Consider the following 19151-nt stretch of genomic DNA (forward strand, 5'->3'; position numbering starts at 1 on the left):
TAGGCTCTGTACGAAAAGCCTTGATACTCGATGATGCTGCGTTGAAAACAGCCTCGGAATGCTCATTTACAACTCGTAAAGTCGAGCGCGACCCCGGCCGTTCCTCGGCTGTTTTCGCCTTGCCTGACCTTCGTCTCAAGACTTTTCATACAGAGCCTAGGGTCTGTTCCGCCCTGCCCGGTTCTCCCGCCTGAAGGTGCTGGCTAAAGTCCGCCCATCACTTGCTCCCTGGAGCACCACCATGAACCGTATCGCATTCTGCACACACGCCCTGGGCCTTGGCCTGACCGACCTACCATGGCCGCGCAGGTCAACTACCGCACCGCCGAAGTCGATGGCGTACAGATCGCCTGGCTCGACAAGCAAGGCTGAACCGGCCCGTATCGCAGCGACCTTGCCAGCCTTTGAAGCTGCGCAGCCTGTGTCGGGATGGCCGCGTTACGAGCGCCAGCCACCTCGCAAGTCATAGGATGTCTTCGCAACTGGCGAGCTAGAGCGACTGTAGCCTCAACACTGGAAAACCTCCGATAAATATGGAAGCAAAACCCTGTTCAAAAGCGTTGACAGCGTTTTCAGCGGTTGTTAATAATCGCCAAAGTTGTACGACAACACACAACAAAAACAACAACTCGTGAAGCCCATCATGTCGACATCCTACCCACGCTACTCGCACTCTCCTCTTTCCAACATTCGCCGCTGCGGCGAATCGCTGGCAGCAACGGGCACCTGAGCGCCCGATTCGCGCGTTTCACCTTGGTCCACGACGGGCCATTCACCCCACCGCCCCTGCAATCGGCCGCTCGCGCGTGCCTGGCAGGCGGCTGCCTCACTGCTGGGAGCACAACAATAATGAAAATCCGCCAGACCCTGCCCTTCGCCCTGTTCGGCGCCACCGCCCTGGGGGCACTGCCCGACGCTGCACTGGCCGCCGGCTTCATCGAAGACTCCAAGGCGACCCTGAACCTGCGCAACTTCTACATCAACCGCAACTTCGTCGACCCGAGCAACCCGCAAAGCAAGGCCGAGGAGTGGACACAAAGCTTCATCCTCGACGCCCGTTCCGGATTCACCGAGGGACCGATCGGCTTCGGTGTGGATGTGCTGGGGTTGTGGTCGGTCAAGCTCGACGGCGGTGGCGGCACTTATGGCACGGCCCTGCTGCCACGCCATGACGATGGACGCCCGGCGGACGATTTCGGTCGCCTGGCCGTGGCAGGTAAAGCGCGCATCTCCAAGACCGAACTTAAGGTCGGCGAGTGGATGCCGGTCCTGCCGATCCTGCGCTCCGACGATGGCCGCTCGCTGCCGCAGACCTTCCGTGGCGGCCAGGTGACATCCAGCGAGATCGCCGGGCTGACCCTCTATGGCGGGCAGTTCCGCGGCAACAGCCCGCGTAACGACGCGAGCATGGACGACATGAGTTTCGGCCGTGGGATGTCCGATCGCTTTAACTTCGTCGGCGGCGAATACAGCTTCAACGACAAGCGCACCCTGGTCGGGCTGTGGAATGCCCAGCTCAAGGATGTCTACCAGCAGCAGTACCTGCAACTGAGCCACAGCCAGCCACTGGGCGACTGGACCCTGGGCGCCAACCTCGGCTACTTCCAGGGCGAAGACGACGGCGCCGAACGTGCCGGCAAGCTGGACAACAAGACCTACTCGGGCATGTTCTCGGCGCGCTATGCCGGCCATACCTTCTGGGTCGGCCTGCAAAAGGTCAGCGGCGATACCTGGATGCGGGTCAACGGCACCAGCGGCGGCACTCTGGCCAACGACAGCTACAACGCCAGCTTCGACAACGCCAACGAACGCTCCTGGCAAGTGCGCCACGACTTCAACTTCGTCACCGTCGGCATCCCCGGCCTGAGCATGATGAACCGCTACATCAGCGGCCGCGATGTGCACAGCGGCGCGGTGAGCGATGGCAAGGAGTGGGTGCGTGAATCGGAACTGGCCTACGTGATCCAGAGCGGCCCGTTCAAGGATCTGAGCGTGAAGTGGCGCAACTCCAACATCCGCCGCAGCTTCAGCAACAACGAGTTCGACGAGAACCGGCTGATCTTCAACTATCCGCTGTCGATCCTGTAATCCGATGCCATCAATGCATTGACAAGCCGCGAACTCGCTGTCGATAATCGACCCATGTCGTACGACAACCTACAACAATCAACGACAAGAGCTGGCCATGACCACTACTCCCTTCAAACGCCTGCTGCTCACCGGAGCGGCAGGCGGCCTGGGCCAGGTGCTTCGCGAACGCCTCAAAGGCAGCGCCGAAGTCCTGCGCCTTTCCGATATCGCCCCGATGGCACCTGCTGCAGGTCCGCATGAAGAAGTGATCACCTGCGACCTGGCCGACAAGGCTGCGGTACACGCGCTGGTCGAAGGCGTCGATGCCATCCTGCATTTTGGCGGGGTGTCCACCGAGCACAGTTTCGAGGATATCCTCGGCCCCAATATCTGCGGGGTGTTCCACATCTACGAAGCGGCGCGCAAGCATGGGGTAAAACGCGTCGTCTTCGCCAGTTCCAACCATGTGATCGGCTTCTATCGCCAGGACGAGCGGCTCGATGCCCACTCCCCTCGCCGCCCCGATGGCTATTACGGCTTGTCCAAGAGCTACGGCGAGGACCTGGCCAGCTTCTACTTCGACCGCTACGGCATCGAGACCGTCAGCATCCGTATCGGCTCGTCCTTCCCGCAACCGCAGAACCCGCGAATGCTTTGCACCTGGCTGAGCTACGACGACCTGCTGCAACTCATCGAACGCAGCCTGCGCACCCCCGACGTCGGCCACACCGTGGTCTATGGCGCCTCCGACAACCGCACCGTCTGGTGGGACAACCGCCACGCCGAGCACCTGGGCTACCAGCCCAAGGACAGCTCGGAGGTGTTCCGCGCCGACGTCGAATCAAGGCCCGCGCTCCCCGCCAACGACCCAAGCATGGTCTATCAGGGCGGCGCCTTCGTCGCTGCCGGCCCCTTCGACTGACAGCCACTGCGTGCAAGGAGCAGCACCATGCAATGTGAATTGATCGTCGATGCCCGCAACGCCACCGGGGAGAGCCCGGTATGGCATGCCGGCGAGCAGGCCCTGTACTGGGTCGATATTCCCGCCCGCCAACTGCAGCGCTGGCGCCTGGCCGATGGCAAGCACGACGTCTGGCAGGGCGATGAAATGCTGGCCTGCATCGCCCGTGGCGCACAGGGCTGGGTCGGGGCGATGGAGACCGGCCTGTTCACCCTTGAACCGACCGCGGACGGGCGCCTGCTCGGCACGCTCCTGGCCAGCGTCGAGCATGCCCGCGAGGGCATGCGCTTCAACGACGGGCGCTGTGACCGCCAGGGCCGTTTCTGGGCCGGCACCATGCTGATGGACATGCAGCAAGGCGCCCAGGTCGGCGCACTCTACCGCCTCGATGGCAAGGACCACCTGCATTGCCAGCTCGACGGCATGATCGTGCCCAACGGCCTGGCCTTCAGCCCGGACGGCAGGCGCATGTACCTGTCCGACTCGCACCCGACGGTGCAGAAGATCTGGTCGTTCGACTACGACACCGACAGCGGCACGCCCCATAACCGGCAGCTGTTCGTCGACATGCGCGAGCATCCAGGCCGCCCCGATGGCGCGGCCGTCGACCAGGACGGCTGCTACTGGATCTGCGGCAACGACGAGGGTGTGATCCATCGCTTTACCCCCGATGGCCGCCTGGACCGCTCGCTGCACGTACCGGTGAAGAAGCCGGCGATGTGCGCCTTCGGTGGCCCCCGACTCGACACCCTGTACGTCACCTCGATCCGCCCCGGCGGCATCGACCTCGCCGACCAGCCGCTGGCCGGCGGCGTGTTCGCCCTGAACCCCGGCGTCAAGGGCCTGGAGGAAACACCCTGGCAAGGCTGACCGCCCAGCCCACCCACACCTGCACGACCGAAACCAGATAATAAAAACCACGGAGTTTCATCATGACCTTCAAACGCACGTTGCTTCTTGCCGCCCTCCCCTTGGCCCTCGGTCTGTCCAGTGCCGCCAGCGCACTGGACATCAAGTTCGCCGAGATCCACCCAGCCGGCTACCCGACCGTGGTCGCCGAGCAGAACATGGGCAAGAAACTCGAACAGGCCAGCAATGGCGAGATCACCTTCAAGATGTTCGCCGGCGGTGTGCTCGGCTCGGAAAAGGAAGTCATCGAACAGTCGCAGATCGGCGCGGTGCAGATGACCCGCGTGAGCCTGGGGATCGTCGGCCCGGTGGTGCCGGATGTGAACGTGTTCAACATGCCGTTCGTGTTCCGCGACCAGGCGCACATGCGCAAGATCATCGATGGCGAGATCGGCCAGGAGATCCTCGACAAGATCACCAACTCCGAATTCAACCTGGTGGCACTGGCCTGGATGGATGGCGGCTCGCGCAGCATCTACACCAAGAAGCCGGTGCGCAGCATCGATGACCTCAAGGGCATGAAGATCCGCGTACAGGGCAACCCGCTGTTCATCGACATGATCAACGCCATGGGCGGCAACGGCATCGCCATGGACACCGGCGAGATCTTCAGCGCCCTGCAGACCGGGGTGATCGACGGCGCCGAAAACAACCCGCCGACCCTGCTCGAGCACAACCACTACCAGAGCGCCAAGTACTTCACCCTGACCAACCACCTGATCCTGCCGGAGCCGGTGGTGATGTCCAAGACCACCTGGAACAAGCTCACCCCGGACCAGCAGGCACTGGTGAAGAAAGTCGCGCGTGAAGCGCAGATGGAAGAGCGCGAACTGTGGGATGCCAAGTCCGCCGCCAGCGAAGAAAAGCTCAAGGCCGCGGGTGTCGAGTTCATCGCCGTGGACACCAAGCCGTTCTATGACGCCACTGCCCCGGTACGCGAAAAATACGGTGCGCAGTACGCCGACCTGATGAAACGCATCGACGCGGTCGAGTAAGCCACTCCTTCCAGACGACTCCGGCAGCACGGCGCCCGCCGTGCCGCCTCCTGGTGATGCCCATGAAAACGTTTATCCTGCGCCTGAACGACAGGCTCTACAGCAGCTGCATCTGGATCGCTGGCCTGTCGATCCTGGCCATGTCGCTGATCATTCCCTGGGGCATCTTCGCCCGTTACGTGCTCGGCACCGGCTCCAGTTGGCCGGAGCCGGTGGCGATCCTGCTGATGGTGGTGTTCACCTTCGTCGGCGCCGCCGCCAGCTATCGCGCCGGCGCGCACATGGCGGTGGCGATGCTCACCGACCGCATGCCCGCACCACTGCGCCAGCTGGTTGGCGTGCTGGTGCAGGTGCTGATGATCGTGGTGTGCCTGTTCATGACCTGGTACGGCACCAAACTGTGCATCACGACGTGGAACCAGTTTCTCGCCTCGCTGCCGGGCGTGCGGGTGGGCATGACCTATGCGCCGATCCCGGTGGGCGGCGTGCTGACCTTGATCTTCGTGCTGGAAAAACTCGTGCTGGGCGATCAGAGCAACCGCAAGGTGGTGCGCTTCGACCTGGTGGAAGAAAGCGAAGGAGCGGCATAAATGGATGCGTTCATTCTGTTGGGCAGTTTCATCGCGCTCATCCTGCTGGGCATGCCGGTGGCTTATGCCCTGGGGCTCTCTGCACTGATCGGTGCCTGGTGGATCGACATTCCGCTGCAGGCAATGATGATCCAGGTGGCAAGCGGGGTTAACAAGTTTTCGCTGCTGGCCATTCCATTCTTCGTGCTGGCCGGTGCGATCATGGCCGAGGGCGGCATGTCGCGGCGCCTGGTGGCTTTCGCCGGGGTGCTGGTGGGCTTCGTGCGTGGCGGGCTGTCGCTGGTCAATATCATGGCCTCGACCTTCTTCGGCGCGATTTCCGGCTCCTCGGTGGCCGACACGGCGTCAGTCGGTTCGGTGCTGATCCCGGAGATGGAGCGCAAGGGTTATCCGCGCGAATTCTCCACGGCGGTGACCGTCAGCGGCTCGGTGCAGGCGCTGCTCACCCCGCCGAGCCACAACTCGGTGCTCTATTCGCTGGCCGCCGGCGGCACGGTATCGATCGCCTCGCTGTTCATGGCCGGGGTGATGCCGGGGCTGCTGCTCAGTGCGGTGATGATGGGCCTGTGCCTGTTGTTCGCCAAGAAGCGCAACTACCCCAAGGGCGAAGTGATCCCGATGCGCCAGGCGCTGAAGATCGCCGGTGAAGCGCTTTGGGGCCTGATGGCCATGGTGATCATCCTCGGCGGCATTCTCTCGGGCGTGTTCACCGCCACCGAGTCGGCGGCCGTGGCGGTGGTGTGGTCGTTCTTCGTGACCATGTTCATCTACCGCGACTACAAGTGGCGCGACCTGCCCAAGCTGATGCATCGCACGGTGCGGACCATCTCCATCGTGATGATCCTGATCGGCTTCGCAGCCAGCTTCGGCTACGTGATGACGCTGATGCAGATCCCGTCGAAGATCACCACCGCGTTCCTGACCCTGTCGGACAACCGCTACGTGATCCTGATGTGCATCAACTTCATGCTCCTGCTGCTGGGCACGGTGATGGACATGGCGCCGCTGATCCTGATCCTCACCCCGATCCTGCTGCCGGTGATCACTGGCATCGGCGTGGACCCTGTGCACTTCGGCATGATCATGCTGGTCAACCTCGGCATCGGGCTGATCACGCCGCCGGTGGGTGCGGTGCTGTTCGTCGGCTCGGCGATCGGCAAGGTCAGTATCGAGGCGACGGTCAAGGCGCTGCTGCCGTTCTACCTGGCGCTGTTCATGGTACTGATGGCGGTGACCTACATCCCGGCCATCTCGCTGTGGCTGCCAAGCGTGGTTCTGTAAGTTCGCGGACAGCCTGCTCTCTCCCGGTGGGAGCACCTGTCTTGTTCAAGTCCTAAAGGCCAGCCTAATCCCCTGTGGGAGCGGCGGTTCGGCGCCCCGACTTGTCCCGCGATCACCGGCAGAGCCGGTGCCATGCCGCGCGGTGTTCTTGGCGTAGGCCCCCGCCCCGGCAAGCCCCCACTGTCGACCTCTTTTGCAAATGGACCCTGCACATGGCTGTTCCCGCCTCACCTTCCCTCTTCCCGCGCAAGCTGGCCATCGCCCTCCTGGCGCTGCTGGCCTGCTCGTTCGCCGGCAACCACATCGCCGCGCGCATCGCCTTCGATGACGGCACCGGCGTGCTGCTGGCGATTCTCTGCCGCTCGGGCATTACCTTCCTGGCCCTGGCCAGCCTGGTGCTCTGGCAACGCCAGGCCCTGGGGCTGCCCAGCGGCACCCGGCGCTGGCAACTGCTGCTGGGGCTGCTGATCGCCACCCAGAGCCTGTGCCTGTACTCGGCAGTGGCACGCATCCCGGTGGCGTTGGCACTGCTGGTGGGCAACACCTTCCCGATCCTGCTGGCGCTGCTCAACTGGGCGCTCAACGGCGTACGCCCAACCGGGCGCACGGTGCTGTTCATGGCCCTGATCCTCTGCGGCCTGGTGCTGGCCCTGGATGTGCCGGGACGCCTGGCCGACAGTGGCACGAGCAATCCGCACTGGACCCTCGGGGTCAGCCTGGCCTTCTGTGCCGCCTGCGTGTTCGCCTGTGCGCTGTGGATCACCGACAACAAGCTGGCCGCTGTGCATGGCCCGATCCGCAGCCTGCTGACCTTGCTGATCGTGTTCACCAGCATGCTGGTGGCAGGCGCTGGTGGTTGGGTGCCGGCGGGCCTGTCGTTGCCGGGCAGCGCAGGGGGATGGATGGCCCTGGCCAGCCTGGTGGTGCTGTACGGGGTGGCATTCACCTTGCTGTTCGTCTGCGTGCCGCGGCTGAACATGGCACAGAACGCGCCAGTGATGAACATCGAACCGATCGCCACCCTGCTGCTGGGATGGGCCCTGCTCGACCAACAGTTGAGCGGCCTGCAACTGCTCGGCGGGGCGGTGGTGGTCAGTGGCATCGTGCTGCTGACGTACCGCCGCCAGCCCGCGGTGAAATGATCACGGCCCTGCCGGAGAACAGCGCAATGACCGAACTGCACCTGCAGGACCGACTGACCCGTCTCACCCTGGCCCCCGCGCTGGGCGCCAGCCTGGTCAACTGGCAGGTCAAGGCCACCGGCCAGGCGTTGTTGCGCCACAGTGACGCTGCAGCACGCGCCAGCGGCTCACCCCGGCGCCTGGCCTGCTATCCGCTGGTGCCCTGGTCCAATCGCATCGCCGCTGGCGGCTTTGCCCGCCCGGACGGCTGGCAGGCCCTGGCCGCGAACACCGATCACGATCCCTACCCGATCCACGGTAGCGCCTGGCAGCAGCCGTGGCGTGTGGAGCACCACAGCCAGCGGCGGGCCCGGCTGATCCTCGACAGCCAGCAGCCCTTCGCCTACCAGGCCATGCTGGATGTGCACCTGCACGAGGGGCGTCTTGACCTGGAGCTGCACGTCACCCACCTTGCCGCCCAGGCGACCTGGCACGGGCTGGGTCTGCACCCGTATTTTCCAAGGTCTGCCAACACCCGCCTGCAGGCATCCGCCCGCCAGGTGTGGCTTGGCGAGAGCGGTGAGCTGCCATCACGGCTGGCGCCCATTCCCGAGGCCTGGCGCTTCGACAGCGCCCGCCACTTGCCCCTGACACCGGTCGACCACGCCTTCGCAGGCTGGACAGGCAACTGCACCATCGAACAGCCCGACGCGGGCTATCGCCTGGAATGCCAGGCCACCGGCACCGAACACTTTCTGTTGTTCTGTCCGCAAGATCGCGACTTCTTCTGCTTCGAGCCGGTCAGCCACCCGATCAACGCCCATCACCTGCCCGGGCGTCCGGGGCTGCGCTTGCTGCAGCAGGGCGAGCAGGCCAGCCTGGGGTTGCGCTTGCGTTATCTGCCGGGCTGACGGCCAGTCAATCCAGGCCCTTGGCGCGCACGTCGGCGGCCAGCATGTCGATAAACGCGCGCACCTTGGCCGAGCCGTACTTGCTCTCGCGGTGCAGGATATGGATGGGCCAGGGCGCCTCTTCGAATTCGGCGAGCACCACCTGCAGGCGACCGCTGGCGATCTCCTCGACCACCTGGTAGGACAGCAGCCGGGCGATACCCAGGCCGGCACATGCGGCGGCAATGGCACCGTCGTTGCTGGTCACGGTGAGGCGGGGCTTCATGCGCACCATGGTCGGCTCGTCGGTCAGGCCAAAACGCCAGCCCGCACGTGGCGACAGGTTGGTGGTGGCGATCACCACATGCTCGTGCAGTTCGGAGGGGTGCGCCGGTACGCCGTGCCTGGCGAGGTAATCGGGCGATGCGCAGAGCATGCGCCTGACCTTGCCGACACGCAGGGCCTTGAGCCCGGAGTCGGGCAACTGGCCGATGCGCACCGCCACATCCATGCCCTCCTCGACCATGTTCACCACCCGATCGAGGAAGTACGCCGACACGTCCACCTCAGGGTACTGCTGCAGGTAACGCACGATGCTGGGCATGACGAACTTCTTGCCGAACAGGATCGGCGCGGTCACGGCCAGTTCGCCCTTGGGCGTGGCATTGACCCCGGCAGCCGCCTCGTTGGCCTCGGCGATGCTGGCGAGGATGCTGCGGCAGTCTTCCAGGTAACGGCCGCCGGCCTCCGTCAGGCGCACGCTGCGGGTGGTGCGCAGCAGCAGCTTGACCCCCAGGCGTTCTTCGAGGGCGCTGACCGCGCGGGTCACCGCAGCGGGCGACATGTCCAGCCGGCGTGCCGCGCCAGCGAAGCTTTCCAGCTCGCCGACGGCGACGAATACCTTCATCAGGTGGATGTGGTCCATGCCCTGCCCTTCTGCCTGGAAACGATGTGCGATTATTTCAGCAGCCGGGGCGAATGAGTAGGTCGGGATGAGTGATGACCTGCGGCAGCAGGTAACTGGCCTCACACTCCGCGGCACAGGGCAGCGCCGGGACATCGAGCATGTCGATATCAGGGCACCTGTCCCCAGGCCACGCGGCAGACTGCTCGAGCGGTTCGACGACGTTCATCACTCATCTCCTGTCGCGAGGACCCGCCTCAGTCTGCAGCCCTACCGCCGTGCGCGGCATCGCCACGAAATCATCCAGCGCCTCGATCCGCGCCAGCCACGCTCGCACATTCGGGTAGGCATCCAGCGACACGTTGCCTTCCGGCGCGTGGGCGATATAGGAGTAGTTGGCGACGTCGGCGATGCTCGGCTCGCTGCCGGTGAGGAACGGCGCCTTGCCCAGCTCAGCCTCCATCACCTTGAGCAGATTGTGGGCACGACCGATGACTTCGTCGGCATTGAAGCCTGCACCGAACACGGTGATCAGTCGGGCAGCGGCCGGTCCGAAGGCGAGGGGGCCGGCGGCAATGGAGAGCCAGCGTTGTACACGGGCTTCGCCGGCGGCATCCTGGGGCAGCCAGCGGCCTTGGCCATAGGTCTTGGCCAGGTAGACGAGGATGGCGTTGGAGTCGCCGATGATGGTGCCGTTGTCGTCGATCACAGGCACTTGCCCGAACGGGTTGAGGGCCAGGAACTCAGGCTTTTTCTGCTCGCCCTTGGCCAGGTCGACGAAGATGACTTCCGGCTCCAGCTTGAGCAGCGACAGCATCAGCCGGGCACGATGAGCGTGGCCGGACTTGGGGAAGTGATAGAGCTTGATAGGGTTGGACATGGTCTGGACTCCGGTTCAAAGGGTTGAGGTCTGAGCGCCGGTATCCAAGAGTGGCGCTGCTGGAGGGAATCCTGCACCTGTTCGCCGTTCAACAGAATCCGTGTGGCCAGCAATCCATAATTTCGCTGATCGGAATAATACAAGCGGTGCATTGCTCACAAACCCTGTGGGAGCGGGCTTGCCCGCGAAGAAGCCACCGCAGTACATGGCACCGGTGGTAGGTCGATTGCCACCGGTTGCTCTGAGTGCCGACTTCGCTATGAAGCGCCAGTGATCAGTTGCGTATCAGCTTCTGATAGCGATACAGACCGCGGACCGCCTCGATCACGCCTGGCACGCAGGCCTGATGTTCGTCGAAGCTCATCGCATCGAGCAGCTCGAAATTGTCTTCCAGGCCATGCAGGGAAATGGCCTTGAGCAGGGCGTCCTGCTGCGCTGGCAACTCGCTCCACTCGGCAACCTGGGTGCCGCGCATGTAGCCGAAACACCACTCTTCGAGAATGATCGCTGGCCCTTCCTCGCCCTCGCTTTCCTCGAACAACGGCTCGAAGCCGTCGAGGTTCTCGGCCAACTGCTCGGCGACCTGGTCGGCGTAGCGCAGCATCAGCGCAGTGTAGGCTTCCTCGTGGGCGGGCTTCTTGAACTTGGGCACCTTGCCGCCGGCTGCGGCTGGCAGCCATTGCTCGGGGTTGACCCTGACAGGCGAGCTGGCCAGCGCAGTGAAGAAACCGTTGAGCTCGGCGAGGTTGAGTACCGAGTAGTCGTTGCCGTAGGTGATCAGGAGGTCTTCGAGGCGGTCGAGTTCTTTTTCGCTGAGCGGCGGGAGCATGGTGCAGGTGTCCTGGAAAGCGGAAGTGCGTGCACCCTAGCACAGGGAAAAATAAGGTGAAGCGTTTGTTGTCCGCCACAATGCAATCGCGGGCAAGCCCGCTCCCAAAACCTGCCGGGAAGCCGACTTGCCCGCGAAGGCACCTCAGGCCTTACACCGCCAGCGCGCGCTCACGCAGCTCGCTGTTGAGGATGCGGTCGTTCTCGCTGTAGTCGACCGGGCAGTCGATCACATGCACGCCTGGGGTCTTGATGCAGTGCTCGAGCAGCGGCAGCAGGCCTTCGGCGCTTTCCACGCGGTGGCCATTGGCGCCGTAGGCTTCGGCATACTTGACGAAGTCCGGGTTACCGTAGTCCAGGCCGAAGTCGGTGAAGCCCATGTTGGCCTGCTTCCAGCGGATCATGCCGTAGCCGTCGTCACGCAGGATCACCACGGTGATGTGCATGCCCAAGCGCACTGCGGTCTCCAGCTCCTGGCTGTTCATCATGAAGCCGCCGTCGCCGCACACCGAGATCACCGGGCGGTCCGGGTACACCAGGTGCGAAGCCATGGCCGACGGCAGGCCGGCGCCCATGGTCGCCAGGGCGTTGTCCAGCAGTACGGTGTTGGGCTTGTGCGCCTTGTAGTTGCGGGCGAACCAGATCTTGTAGATGCCGTTGTCCAGGGCAACGATGCCTTCGGATGGCAGTACACGACGGATGTCGGCAACCAGGCGCTGCGGGTAGACCGGGAAGCGGTCGTCATCGGCACCTTCGGCGATCTGCGCCTCGTTGGCTTCACGGATCGCCATCAGGCGGGTGAAGTCCCAGTGCGAGGTGTCGGTCAGCGCTTCACTGATCTGCCACACGGCGTTGGCGATGTCGCCGATCACTTCGACCTGCGGGAAGTACACGGCATCGACTTCGGCAGAGCGGAAGCTGATGTGAATGACTTCGGTGCCGCCACGGACCATGAAGAACGGTGGCTTCTCGATCACGTCGTGGCCGATGTTGATGATCAGGTCGGCCGCCTCTACGGCGCGGTGCACGAAATCACCGGACGACAGCGCAGCGTTGCCCAGGAAGCGTGGGTGACGCTCGTCGACCACGCCTTTACCCATCTGCGTGGTGATGAACGGGATGCCGGTCTTGTCGATCAGTTGCTTGAGGACCTTGGCGGTCATCTTGCGGTTGGCACCGGCACCGATCACCAGGATCGGGTTGCGGGCGTTCTGCAGCTTCTGCACAGCGGCTTCGATGGCCACGTGCTCGGCCAGCGGGCGGCGGTGCAGGCTGCGCGGGATCGGCAGGGCGTCGGTCTGCTCGGCGGCGATGTCTTCGGGCAGTTCCAGGTGCACTGCACCGGGCTTTTCTTCTTCGGCCAGGCGGAAGGCTTCACGCATGCGCGCGGGGATGTTGTCGGCCGAGGCGAACTGGTGGGTGTACTTGGTGATGGGGTCCATCATGCCGCACACGTCGATGATCTGGAAACGGCCCTGCTTGGACTTCTTGATCGGCTTCTGGCCGGTAATCATCATCATCGGCATGCCGCCCAGATACGCGTAGGCACTGGCGGTCACCAGGTTGGTCGCACCTGGGCCCAGGGTCGACAGGCTGACGCCGGTCTTGCCGGTCAGGCGGCCATAGGTGGCAGCCATGAAGCCTGCGGATTGCTCGTGGCGGGTCAGTACCAGCTTGATCTTCGACTTGCGCAGGGATTCGAGCAGGTCGAGGTTCTCCTCGCCGGGAATGCCGAACACATACTCGACACCTTCGTTTTCCAGGCATTGCACAACGACATCGGCGGCCTTGGCCATCTTGCTTGTTACCTCAATTGATTGGACGTGGGTGAAGTCCAGGGACGGTCAGCGCGGTGCGCTGACATCGGTCTGTCCGGTGGCCAGCAAAGCCCCCCGAACAAAGCCTTGACGCAGGCAACGCTCGACAAAGTCACTTACAAATGCGGCCGAATTGTCGCAGCCCCTCGGAACGGCCATGGCCTGGCGGATCGCGGTGAACGCACCGTCGAGCACACGGTAGCGCGGATCGGTGTCGGCGACCTTCTGCAAAGGCTGGCGCACACCTGCGGCGGCGTCCAGGCCTTCGTCGACAAACAGATCGACGGCAGCTGCGGAGGTGTCGGCGCGGCACAGTTCGGCATGCTGCAGGGTGCGGCTGAGATAGAGGTCATAGGCCGCGCCCTCGCCGACGGCCAGGCGCAGGCCGGATTGGTCGAGTTCGTCGACGTGCTGGAAGGGGGCGTCTTTTCTGACCAGGTAGGTGCCCTCGATCAGCACGTAGGGCGCGCTGAAGGCGATCTGCGCCTCGCGCACCGGTTCGATGGCGAGGAAGGCCAAGGTCCAGGCGCCCTCCTCCAGGGCGGCGAACACCTTGCCCGCGGCGTCAAAGGTGCGCATCTCGAGGCGCACGCCCAGTTCTTCGGCCAACTGCTTGGCCAGGGCGACCGAGACGCCCTGGGGCTCGCCATCAGGGCCGCGTTGGGCGAGGACCGGGTTGCCGTAGTTGATGGCAGCACGCAGGACGCCATCAGGGGCAATCTCGTCGAGGACGGCCTGGGGGATAGTGAGCGTCATTGGAACTCCGCTGGGCGATGAGTGGAATTGATGATTACAGCTACTGGCTGTGGGAGCGGGCTTGCCCGCGAAAAGGCCAGCACCGATTCAAGAATGGGCTGAGGCAGAAAAGACCATGCACACCGGGCTGCCGGTGGACACCGAGAAACCAGTCTGGCGCAGCCTGCCCTGCTCGGGATCGACGACGAAAGCCACGATGCTGTCGCTGTCTTCGTTGAGCGCGAAGAGGAAACGCTGATTGGGGGTAAGGGCGAAAAAGCGAGGAGTCTTGCCGGCACTGGGCTGCACTTCGACCAGGCTCAGAAGACCACTGGCTGCATCGACCGCATACACCGCAAGGCTGTCGTAGCCCCGGTTGGAGGCATAGACGAAACGACCATTGCGGTCGATCTCGATCTCCGCGGCGCGGCTGTTGCCGGTGTAGGTCGAGGGCAACGTCGAGAGGATCTGCAGCGGCTGCAACGCGCCGTTGTGCGAGTCGAAACGGTAGGTGGTGACGGTCGAGTCCAGCTCGTTGACCACATAGGCGAACGGCGCCTTGGGGTGCACTGCAAGATGCCGTGGGCCGGCGCCTTCGCGAGTGGTGACGAAAGGCTGCTCGGCGGGATGCAGGCGGCCGTCGTCGAAGCGAAAGGTGAATATCCGGTCCAGCCCCTTGTCCGGCACCAGGACGAACTGGCCCGAGGCATCGAAGAGGTTGAAGTGCGGCTTGGCGAAGGGCTGCTCGATACGGTGCGGGCCGATCGGCCCCTCAAGCGTGAGCAACTGGCTGAGGGGGCCGATGCGCCCGTCCTGTTCGACATTGAGCACGGCAAGCGTGCCCGTGATGTGGTTCGACACCACCAGGAAGCGCTCGCTCGGGTCCAGTGCCAGGTGCACCGGATTTCTGCCCTCGCAGCGCTGACGGTTGAGCAACGCGAGCCGACCAGTGGCCTTGTCGACAGTGAAGGCGCTGACCTCGTCGAGGTCGCCATGCACCGTGTAGAGCCGATCCCCAGCGCGATTCAGCGCCAGGAAGGAAGGGTTGACCAGATCACCGACGACCTGGACCTGCTCCAGGCTGCCGTTGGCCTGATCGAGGCGGTAGACAGTGATGCCATCGCCACGGGCATTGCGCTCCCGGGTCGTGCGCGAGCCGACATAGGCGTACATAGGGGGTCGTTCTCCCAGTTGCGGATAGGTGGATCACCTGGCTGGCTGCCCATGGTCAGGGACGCGGAGCTGCCAGGCAAGTCCGCGCCCTTCATATGAGCAAACGATGCCGGGGCCTCAGCCGCGGGTGCGCTGCACCACCTTGCGGATCACGTAAGGCAGCACACCGCCATTGGTGAGATAGCGGATCTCCTGCTGCGAGTCGAGCCGTGCGATGAGTTCGGCCTCATCGACACCGCCATCGACGCGACGCACCTGCAGGCGGATGCGGTTGTCACCGACCCTCAGTTCGTCCAGGCCGATGAAATCGAACTGCTCGCTGCCGTCGAGCTGCAGGTCATCGACGCCCTGCCCTGCCGGGAACAGCAAAGGCAGCACACCCATGCCGATCAGGTTGCTGCGGTGGATACGCTCGATGCTGCGCGCCACCACAGCCCGCACGCCGAGCAACGCCTGGGCCTTGGCCGCCCAATCGCGACTGGAGCCTGCGCCGTAGTTGATACCGGCGAACACCACCATGGGGGTGCCGACATAGCTCTGCGCGGCCTCGTAAAGCGGCAGGCACTGACTGTGGTCGGCATTCCAGGCCCAGGCGCCGACGCCAGGCTGGGTATCACCGAGCAGGCGGTTTTTCACCGACTTGTTGGTGAAGGCGCCGCGCAGCATGACTTCGTGGTTGCTGCGCCGGGTCGAATACTGATTGAGGTCCTGTGGGTCTTCGCCGCGGTCCAGCAGCCACTGGCCGGCCAGGCTGCTGGCGGGAATGGCGCCGGCTGGGGAGATGTGGTCGGTGGTGACGTTGTCCCCCAGTACCATCAACGTGCGGGCGCTCTCGATTGCCAGGCTGGCCTTGGGTTCGGCCTGGATATCGGCCAGGTATTGCGGGCGGCGCAGGTAGGTCGAGCGTGCATCCCAGGGGAACTGCACGCTGCCCTCGGCCGAGAGGGCCTGCCAATGATGGGTGCCGTCCCACACCGTGGCCAGGCGCTGCTGGAAGAACTCGGGCTTGACCACCTGGGCCACCAGCGCCTGCACTTCATCATCAGTGGGCATCAGGTCGTGCAGGTGAACCGGGTTACCGGCGCTATCCTGACCGAGCGGCTCGTGGGTCAGGTCGATATCGATGCGCCCGGCAATGGCGAAGGCCACGCACAGTGCAGGCGACGCCAGGTAGCCCGCAGGTACCTTGGGGTTTACCCGGCCTTCGAAGTTGCGGTTGCCTGAAAGCACCACCACCCCCTTCAGGCCTTGGTCGGCAAAGGCCTCGACATGCGCCTCGAGCTTGCCGGAGTTGCCGATGCAGGTCATGCAGCCGAACCCGGCCAGGTCGAAGCCCAGCGCGGAGAAGTCCTGCAGCAAGTCGGCTTCGCTCAGGTAATCAGCCACCACCTGCGAGCCGGGCGACAACGAGGTCTTCACCCAGGGCTTGCGCTTGAGCCCCAACCGCCGCGCGCGGCGGGCCAGCAGACCGGCCTGGATCATCTGCGCGGGGTTGGCGGTGTTGGTGCAACTGGTGATGGCCGAGAGCACCACCGCGCCATGGTCGATGGCCTCGCCGAAGCTGGGCGCGAGGTAGCGGCTGCCGATCAGCTCGCTACCGCCCAGCACCTGTTCGCGGAACGACTCACCGGCGCGCGACAGCGGCTGACGCTGGTGCGGCTGGTAGGGGCCTGCGACGCTGGGCTCGATACTGGCAAGGTCGAGCTCGATCAGTTCGTCGAACTCAGGCTCCGGCAGCGCGTCGTGGCGATAGAGCCCCTGGGCCTGCAGGTAGGTGGTGGCCTGCAGGCACAGCTCGGCGGAGCGACCGCTGAGCTTGAGGTAATCGAGGGTCTGGTCGTCGAAGGGGAAGAACACCACGGTGGCACCATACTCGGGCGCCATGTTCGATACCGTGCCACGCGCAGCCCAGCCGAGGTTCGATAGACCCGGGCCTGTGAACTCGACGAACTTGCCCACTACCGAACGCTGGCGCAGGATCTCGGCCACGTGCAGCGACAGGTCGGTGGCGGTCACTCCAGGACGCAGGGCGTTGCTGACGCGAAAACCGATAACCTGGGGGAAGTTGATCGGCACCGGCTCACCCACCATCGCCGCCTGGCCTTCCAGGCCGCCGACACCCCAGCCGAGCACACCGATGGCGTTGATCATCGGCGTGTGGCTGTCGGTGGCGACCATGTCGTCAGGGTGCAGCAAACGCTGCCCCTCGGCGGTGCGGGTTTCCCACACCACCTTGGCCAGGGCCTCCATGTTCATCTGGTGGATGATGCCAGTCCCCGGCGGAATGACACCGAAATTGTCCAGGCTCTTCTGCGCCCACTTGATGAAACGATAGCGCTCGCTGTTACGACGAAAATCGATCTCGAGGTTCTGCTCCACCGCATCGGCTTCTGCGTAGTGTTCGACGATCACCGAATGGTCGATGGTCAGCACCGCAGGAATCAGCGGGTTCATCGCCGCCGGGTCGCCGCCGAGTTCGGCGACCACATCGCGCATACCGGCAAAGTCGGCCAGGGCTGGCAAGCACGTGGTGTCATGGAACATCAGGCGGTTGGGCTGGAATGGCACCTCGCAGTCCGGCCCCTCGCCGATGGCGCGGGCAAGCACGGCGTCCAGCGCCTCGGGAGAACAGCGTGCCACGTTCTCCAGAAGGATGCGGATGGCGTAGGGCAAGCGCTGCAGTTGGGTGGGCGTCAGCAGTTTCTTGAGATCGAGGTAGGTGAAGTGATCCTGGTCGATCTGCAGGGGGCTCATCAGGTGGGCATTGTCGATCATGCGCGTGTCGCTCGGCTTCTTGTCGTCATGGCGTCGTTCAGGCGACGACGCTGCAGGTGAGCCAATGCTAGGCGCTGGAGCGAGGGGTGAAAATTGATCGATTATCACGTCAGCGTTCTCCATCGGAGAACGCTCGAAAGGAAAGTTATGGCTGGGAGGGAGCGCCCAGGTGGTCGATGAAGGTCTTGAGCGTCGGCGAGGCGAGCTCGTACTTCTTGAATACCAGCAGCAATGAGCGGTGGGCCCAGGGCTCTGACAGGGTCACACGCTTGAGGCTGTGGCTGCGCACGTAGGGCTCCACCGCGCTACGTGGCAGCACGGTAATACCCAGGCCATTGGCGACCATGCGACACATGCAGTCGAAGCTGCTGATACGAATACGCAACTTGAGCGGTTGACCCATTTCTTTGGCCTGTTCGGTGAGCAGGCTGTGCAGGGTGCTGTCCAGGTGCGGGCCGACGAACTCGTATGCCAGCACCTCGCTGAACTGTACGGTGCGGCGTTTGGCCAGCTCGTGCTCTACCGGCACCACCAGCACCAGTTCATCGTGCCGGTAAGGCAGGGTTTCAAGCCCCAGTGGGGCTGTGTGCGACGAGATGATACCGAGGTCGGCGTGATCATCCGCGACAGCGCGGACTACCGCCGAGCCTACACCTTCCTCGATATCGAACTTGATCTGTGGGTAAAGCTGGGTGAAGCCAGCCATGTCCTGGGGCAGGAACTGCGACAGCGCCGAGGTGATGGCGTGAATGCGGATATGGCCTTTGACCCCTGCGGCGAACTCGCTGAGTTCGTTGTCCAGCTGTGCCAGGGTCTGTTTGAGCTGACGGGCGTAATAGAGCAGGGATTGACCGGCAGGCGTCAACTCGACACCGCGCGCGTTGCGAATCAGCAGCGGCGAACCGATCTGCGCCTCAAGTTCGCTGATGCGTTTGCTGATCGCCGAGACCGCCAGGTGCTTGATACCCGCAGCGCGCGTCAGATTGCGCTCCTGGGCGACAGTGATGAACAGGTCCAGGCTGGTAAGGTCGTAGCGCATGCGGGCCGGGTCAGGGAAGAATAGAGGTGCACCATACCCTGTAGAAGCAGGCTTGTCCCGTGGCATGGGCGGGTCCGGTCTGGCTTCAGAACGCCAGAAAGACAAAACCCCTAGCTGCTCGCGCAGATAGGGGTTTTGCGAAATGAATCTTGACGATGACCTACTCTCACATGGGGAAACCCC

18 protein-coding genes are annotated in these 19151 nt (G+C 63.9%); 9 read left to right on the forward strand and 9 right to left on the reverse strand.

From position 1 onward, the window contains the following. From ACPZMI_RS01025 to ACPZMI_RS01065, 9 genes are all read left to right on the forward strand, one after another. Nucleotides 1–194 (forward strand): hypothetical protein (locus tag ACPZMI_RS01025; RefSeq protein WP_426351501.1); only part of this gene is annotated, 194 nt, incomplete at its 5' end. A 655-nt stretch (nucleotides 195–849) separates the two neighbouring features. Beyond that, nucleotides 850–2088, forward strand: coding sequence for an OprD family porin (locus ACPZMI_RS01030; protein WP_426351502.1), 1239 nt, complete (start codon nucleotides 850–852; stop codon nucleotides 2086–2088). A 97-nt stretch (nucleotides 2089–2185) separates the two neighbouring features. Then, the gene (locus ACPZMI_RS01035) at nucleotides 2186–2992 is read left to right on the forward strand and encodes an NAD-dependent epimerase/dehydratase family protein (RefSeq protein ID WP_426351503.1); all 807 of its coding nucleotides are present in this window, start codon (nucleotides 2186–2188) and stop codon (nucleotides 2990–2992) included. Nucleotides 2993–3019: 27 nt separating this feature from the next. Next, nucleotides 3020–3901, forward strand: a complete 882-nt coding sequence (locus ACPZMI_RS01040) for a glucurono-1,5-lactonase (protein WP_426351504.1) — start codon at nucleotides 3020–3022, stop codon at nucleotides 3899–3901. Between the two features lie 62 nt (nucleotides 3902–3963). Next, a complete protein-coding gene (locus ACPZMI_RS01045; protein ID WP_186722321.1) occupies nucleotides 3964–4935 on the forward strand; it encodes a TRAP transporter substrate-binding protein in 972 nt (323 codons plus the stop codon). Between the two features lie 62 nt (nucleotides 4936–4997). After that, nucleotides 4998–5525, forward strand: a complete 528-nt coding sequence (locus ACPZMI_RS01050; RefSeq protein ID WP_426351505.1) for a TRAP transporter small permease — start codon at nucleotides 4998–5000, stop codon at nucleotides 5523–5525. Next, nucleotides 5526–6806 carry a TRAP transporter large permease gene (locus ACPZMI_RS01055; RefSeq protein ID WP_065861368.1) on the forward strand — a complete coding sequence of 427 codons (1281 nt, stop codon included), beginning with the start codon at nucleotides 5526–5528 and terminating at the stop codon, nucleotides 6804–6806. Nucleotides 6807–7018: 212 nt separating this feature from the next. Continuing rightward, complete coding sequence (locus ACPZMI_RS01060) at nucleotides 7019–7948, forward strand: EamA family transporter (protein WP_426351506.1); 930 nt, start codon at nucleotides 7019–7021, stop codon at nucleotides 7946–7948. Nucleotides 7949–7974: 26 nt separating this feature from the next. Continuing rightward, nucleotides 7975–8838, forward strand: coding sequence for an aldose 1-epimerase (locus tag ACPZMI_RS01065; RefSeq protein ID WP_426351507.1), 864 nt, complete (start codon nucleotides 7975–7977; stop codon nucleotides 8836–8838). Nucleotides 8839–8845: 7 nt separating this feature from the next. On the opposite strand, the gene ACPZMI_RS01070 is transcribed toward ACPZMI_RS01065, so the two are convergent. The 9 genes from ACPZMI_RS01070 to ACPZMI_RS01110 form a co-directional block, all read right to left on the reverse strand. After that, on the reverse strand, nucleotides 8846–9742 hold the full coding sequence (locus ACPZMI_RS01070) for a LysR family transcriptional regulator (protein ID WP_426351508.1): 897 nt from the start codon (nucleotides 9740–9742) through the stop codon (nucleotides 8846–8848). Between the two features lie 37 nt (nucleotides 9743–9779). Next, nucleotides 9780–9950 carry a hypothetical protein gene (locus ACPZMI_RS01075; RefSeq protein WP_411383963.1) on the reverse strand — a complete coding sequence of 57 codons (171 nt, stop codon included), beginning with the start codon at nucleotides 9948–9950 and terminating at the stop codon, nucleotides 9780–9782. A gap of 3 nt (nucleotides 9951–9953) precedes the next feature. Then, complete coding sequence (locus ACPZMI_RS01080; RefSeq protein ID WP_186666993.1) at nucleotides 9954–10601, reverse strand: glutathione S-transferase family protein; 648 nt, start codon at nucleotides 10599–10601, stop codon at nucleotides 9954–9956. 274 nt (nucleotides 10602–10875) lie between these two features. Then, nucleotides 10876–11430: a UPF0149 family protein gene (locus ACPZMI_RS01085; RefSeq protein WP_426351509.1), complete on the reverse strand. Its 555-nt coding sequence runs from the start codon at nucleotides 11428–11430 to the stop codon at nucleotides 10876–10878. Between the two features lie 151 nt (nucleotides 11431–11581). Further along, nucleotides 11582–13225, reverse strand: coding sequence for an acetolactate synthase large subunit (locus ACPZMI_RS01090; protein ID WP_065861364.1), 1644 nt, complete (start codon nucleotides 13223–13225; stop codon nucleotides 11582–11584). 48 nt (nucleotides 13226–13273) lie between these two features. Beyond that, on the reverse strand, nucleotides 13274–14002 hold the full coding sequence (locus ACPZMI_RS01095) for a transporter substrate-binding domain-containing protein (RefSeq protein WP_426351510.1): 729 nt from the start codon (nucleotides 14000–14002) through the stop codon (nucleotides 13274–13276). An 87-nt stretch (nucleotides 14003–14089) separates the two neighbouring features. Further along, the gene (locus ACPZMI_RS01100; protein WP_186666996.1) at nucleotides 14090–15154 is read right to left on the reverse strand and encodes a lactonase family protein; all 1065 of its coding nucleotides are present in this window, start codon (nucleotides 15152–15154) and stop codon (nucleotides 14090–14092) included. 117 nt (nucleotides 15155–15271) lie between these two features. Beyond that, nucleotides 15272–17929 (reverse strand): aconitate hydratase AcnA, encoded by a 2658-nt coding sequence (gene acnA, locus ACPZMI_RS01105; RefSeq protein WP_426351511.1) that lies wholly within the window; start codon nucleotides 17927–17929, stop codon nucleotides 15272–15274. A 145-nt stretch (nucleotides 17930–18074) separates the two neighbouring features. Then, nucleotides 18075–18968: a LysR family transcriptional regulator gene (locus ACPZMI_RS01110; protein WP_186666998.1), complete on the reverse strand. Its 894-nt coding sequence runs from the start codon at nucleotides 18966–18968 to the stop codon at nucleotides 18075–18077. Nucleotides 18969–19151 lie beyond the last annotated feature (183 nt).

This window comes from Pseudomonas wayambapalatensis, from assembly GCF_049942315.1.
Lineage (GTDB): Bacteria > Pseudomonadota > Gammaproteobacteria > Pseudomonadales > Pseudomonadaceae > Aquipseudomonas > Aquipseudomonas wayambapalatensis.

Coding starts and splice junctions, on each gene's coding strand:
- ACPZMI_RS01045 (WP_186722321.1), top strand. CDS start 3,964: ATGACCTTCAAACGCACGTTGCTTCTTGCCGCCCTCCCCTTGGCCCTC.
- ACPZMI_RS01030 (WP_426351502.1), top strand. CDS start 850: ATGAAAATCCGCCAGACCCTGCCCTTCGCCCTGTTCGGCGCCACCGCC.
- ACPZMI_RS01075 (WP_411383963.1), bottom strand. CDS start 9,950: ATGAACGTCGTCGAACCGCTCGAGCAGTCTGCCGCGTGGCCTGGGGAC.
- ACPZMI_RS01080 (WP_186666993.1), bottom strand. CDS start 10,601: ATGTCCAACCCTATCAAGCTCTATCACTTCCCCAAGTCCGGCCACGCT.
- ACPZMI_RS01055 (WP_065861368.1), top strand. CDS start 5,526: ATGGATGCGTTCATTCTGTTGGGCAGTTTCATCGCGCTCATCCTGCTG.
- ACPZMI_RS01035 (WP_426351503.1), top strand. CDS start 2,186: ATGACCACTACTCCCTTCAAACGCCTGCTGCTCACCGGAGCGGCAGGC.
- ACPZMI_RS01085 (WP_426351509.1), bottom strand. CDS start 11,430: ATGCTCCCGCCGCTCAGCGAAAAAGAACTCGACCGCCTCGAAGACCTC.
- ACPZMI_RS01050 (WP_426351505.1), top strand. CDS start 4,998: ATGAAAACGTTTATCCTGCGCCTGAACGACAGGCTCTACAGCAGCTGC.
- ACPZMI_RS01070 (WP_426351508.1), bottom strand. CDS start 9,742: ATGGACCACATCCACCTGATGAAGGTATTCGTCGCCGTCGGCGAGCTG.
- ACPZMI_RS01060 (WP_426351506.1), top strand. CDS start 7,019: ATGGCTGTTCCCGCCTCACCTTCCCTCTTCCCGCGCAAGCTGGCCATC.
- ACPZMI_RS01040 (WP_426351504.1), top strand. CDS start 3,020: ATGCAATGTGAATTGATCGTCGATGCCCGCAACGCCACCGGGGAGAGC.
- ACPZMI_RS01065 (WP_426351507.1), top strand. CDS start 7,975: ATGACCGAACTGCACCTGCAGGACCGACTGACCCGTCTCACCCTGGCC.
- acnA (WP_426351511.1), bottom strand. CDS start 17,929: ATGATCGACAATGCCCACCTGATGAGCCCCCTGCAGATCGACCAGGAT.
- ACPZMI_RS01090 (WP_065861364.1), bottom strand. CDS start 13,225: ATGGCCAAGGCCGCCGATGTCGTTGTGCAATGCCTGGAAAACGAAGGT.
- ACPZMI_RS01110 (WP_186666998.1), bottom strand. CDS start 18,968: ATGCGCTACGACCTTACCAGCCTGGACCTGTTCATCACTGTCGCCCAG.
- ACPZMI_RS01095 (WP_426351510.1), bottom strand. CDS start 14,002: ATGACGCTCACTATCCCCCAGGCCGTCCTCGACGAGATTGCCCCTGAT.
- ACPZMI_RS01100 (WP_186666996.1), bottom strand. CDS start 15,154: ATGTACGCCTATGTCGGCTCGCGCACGACCCGGGAGCGCAATGCCCGT.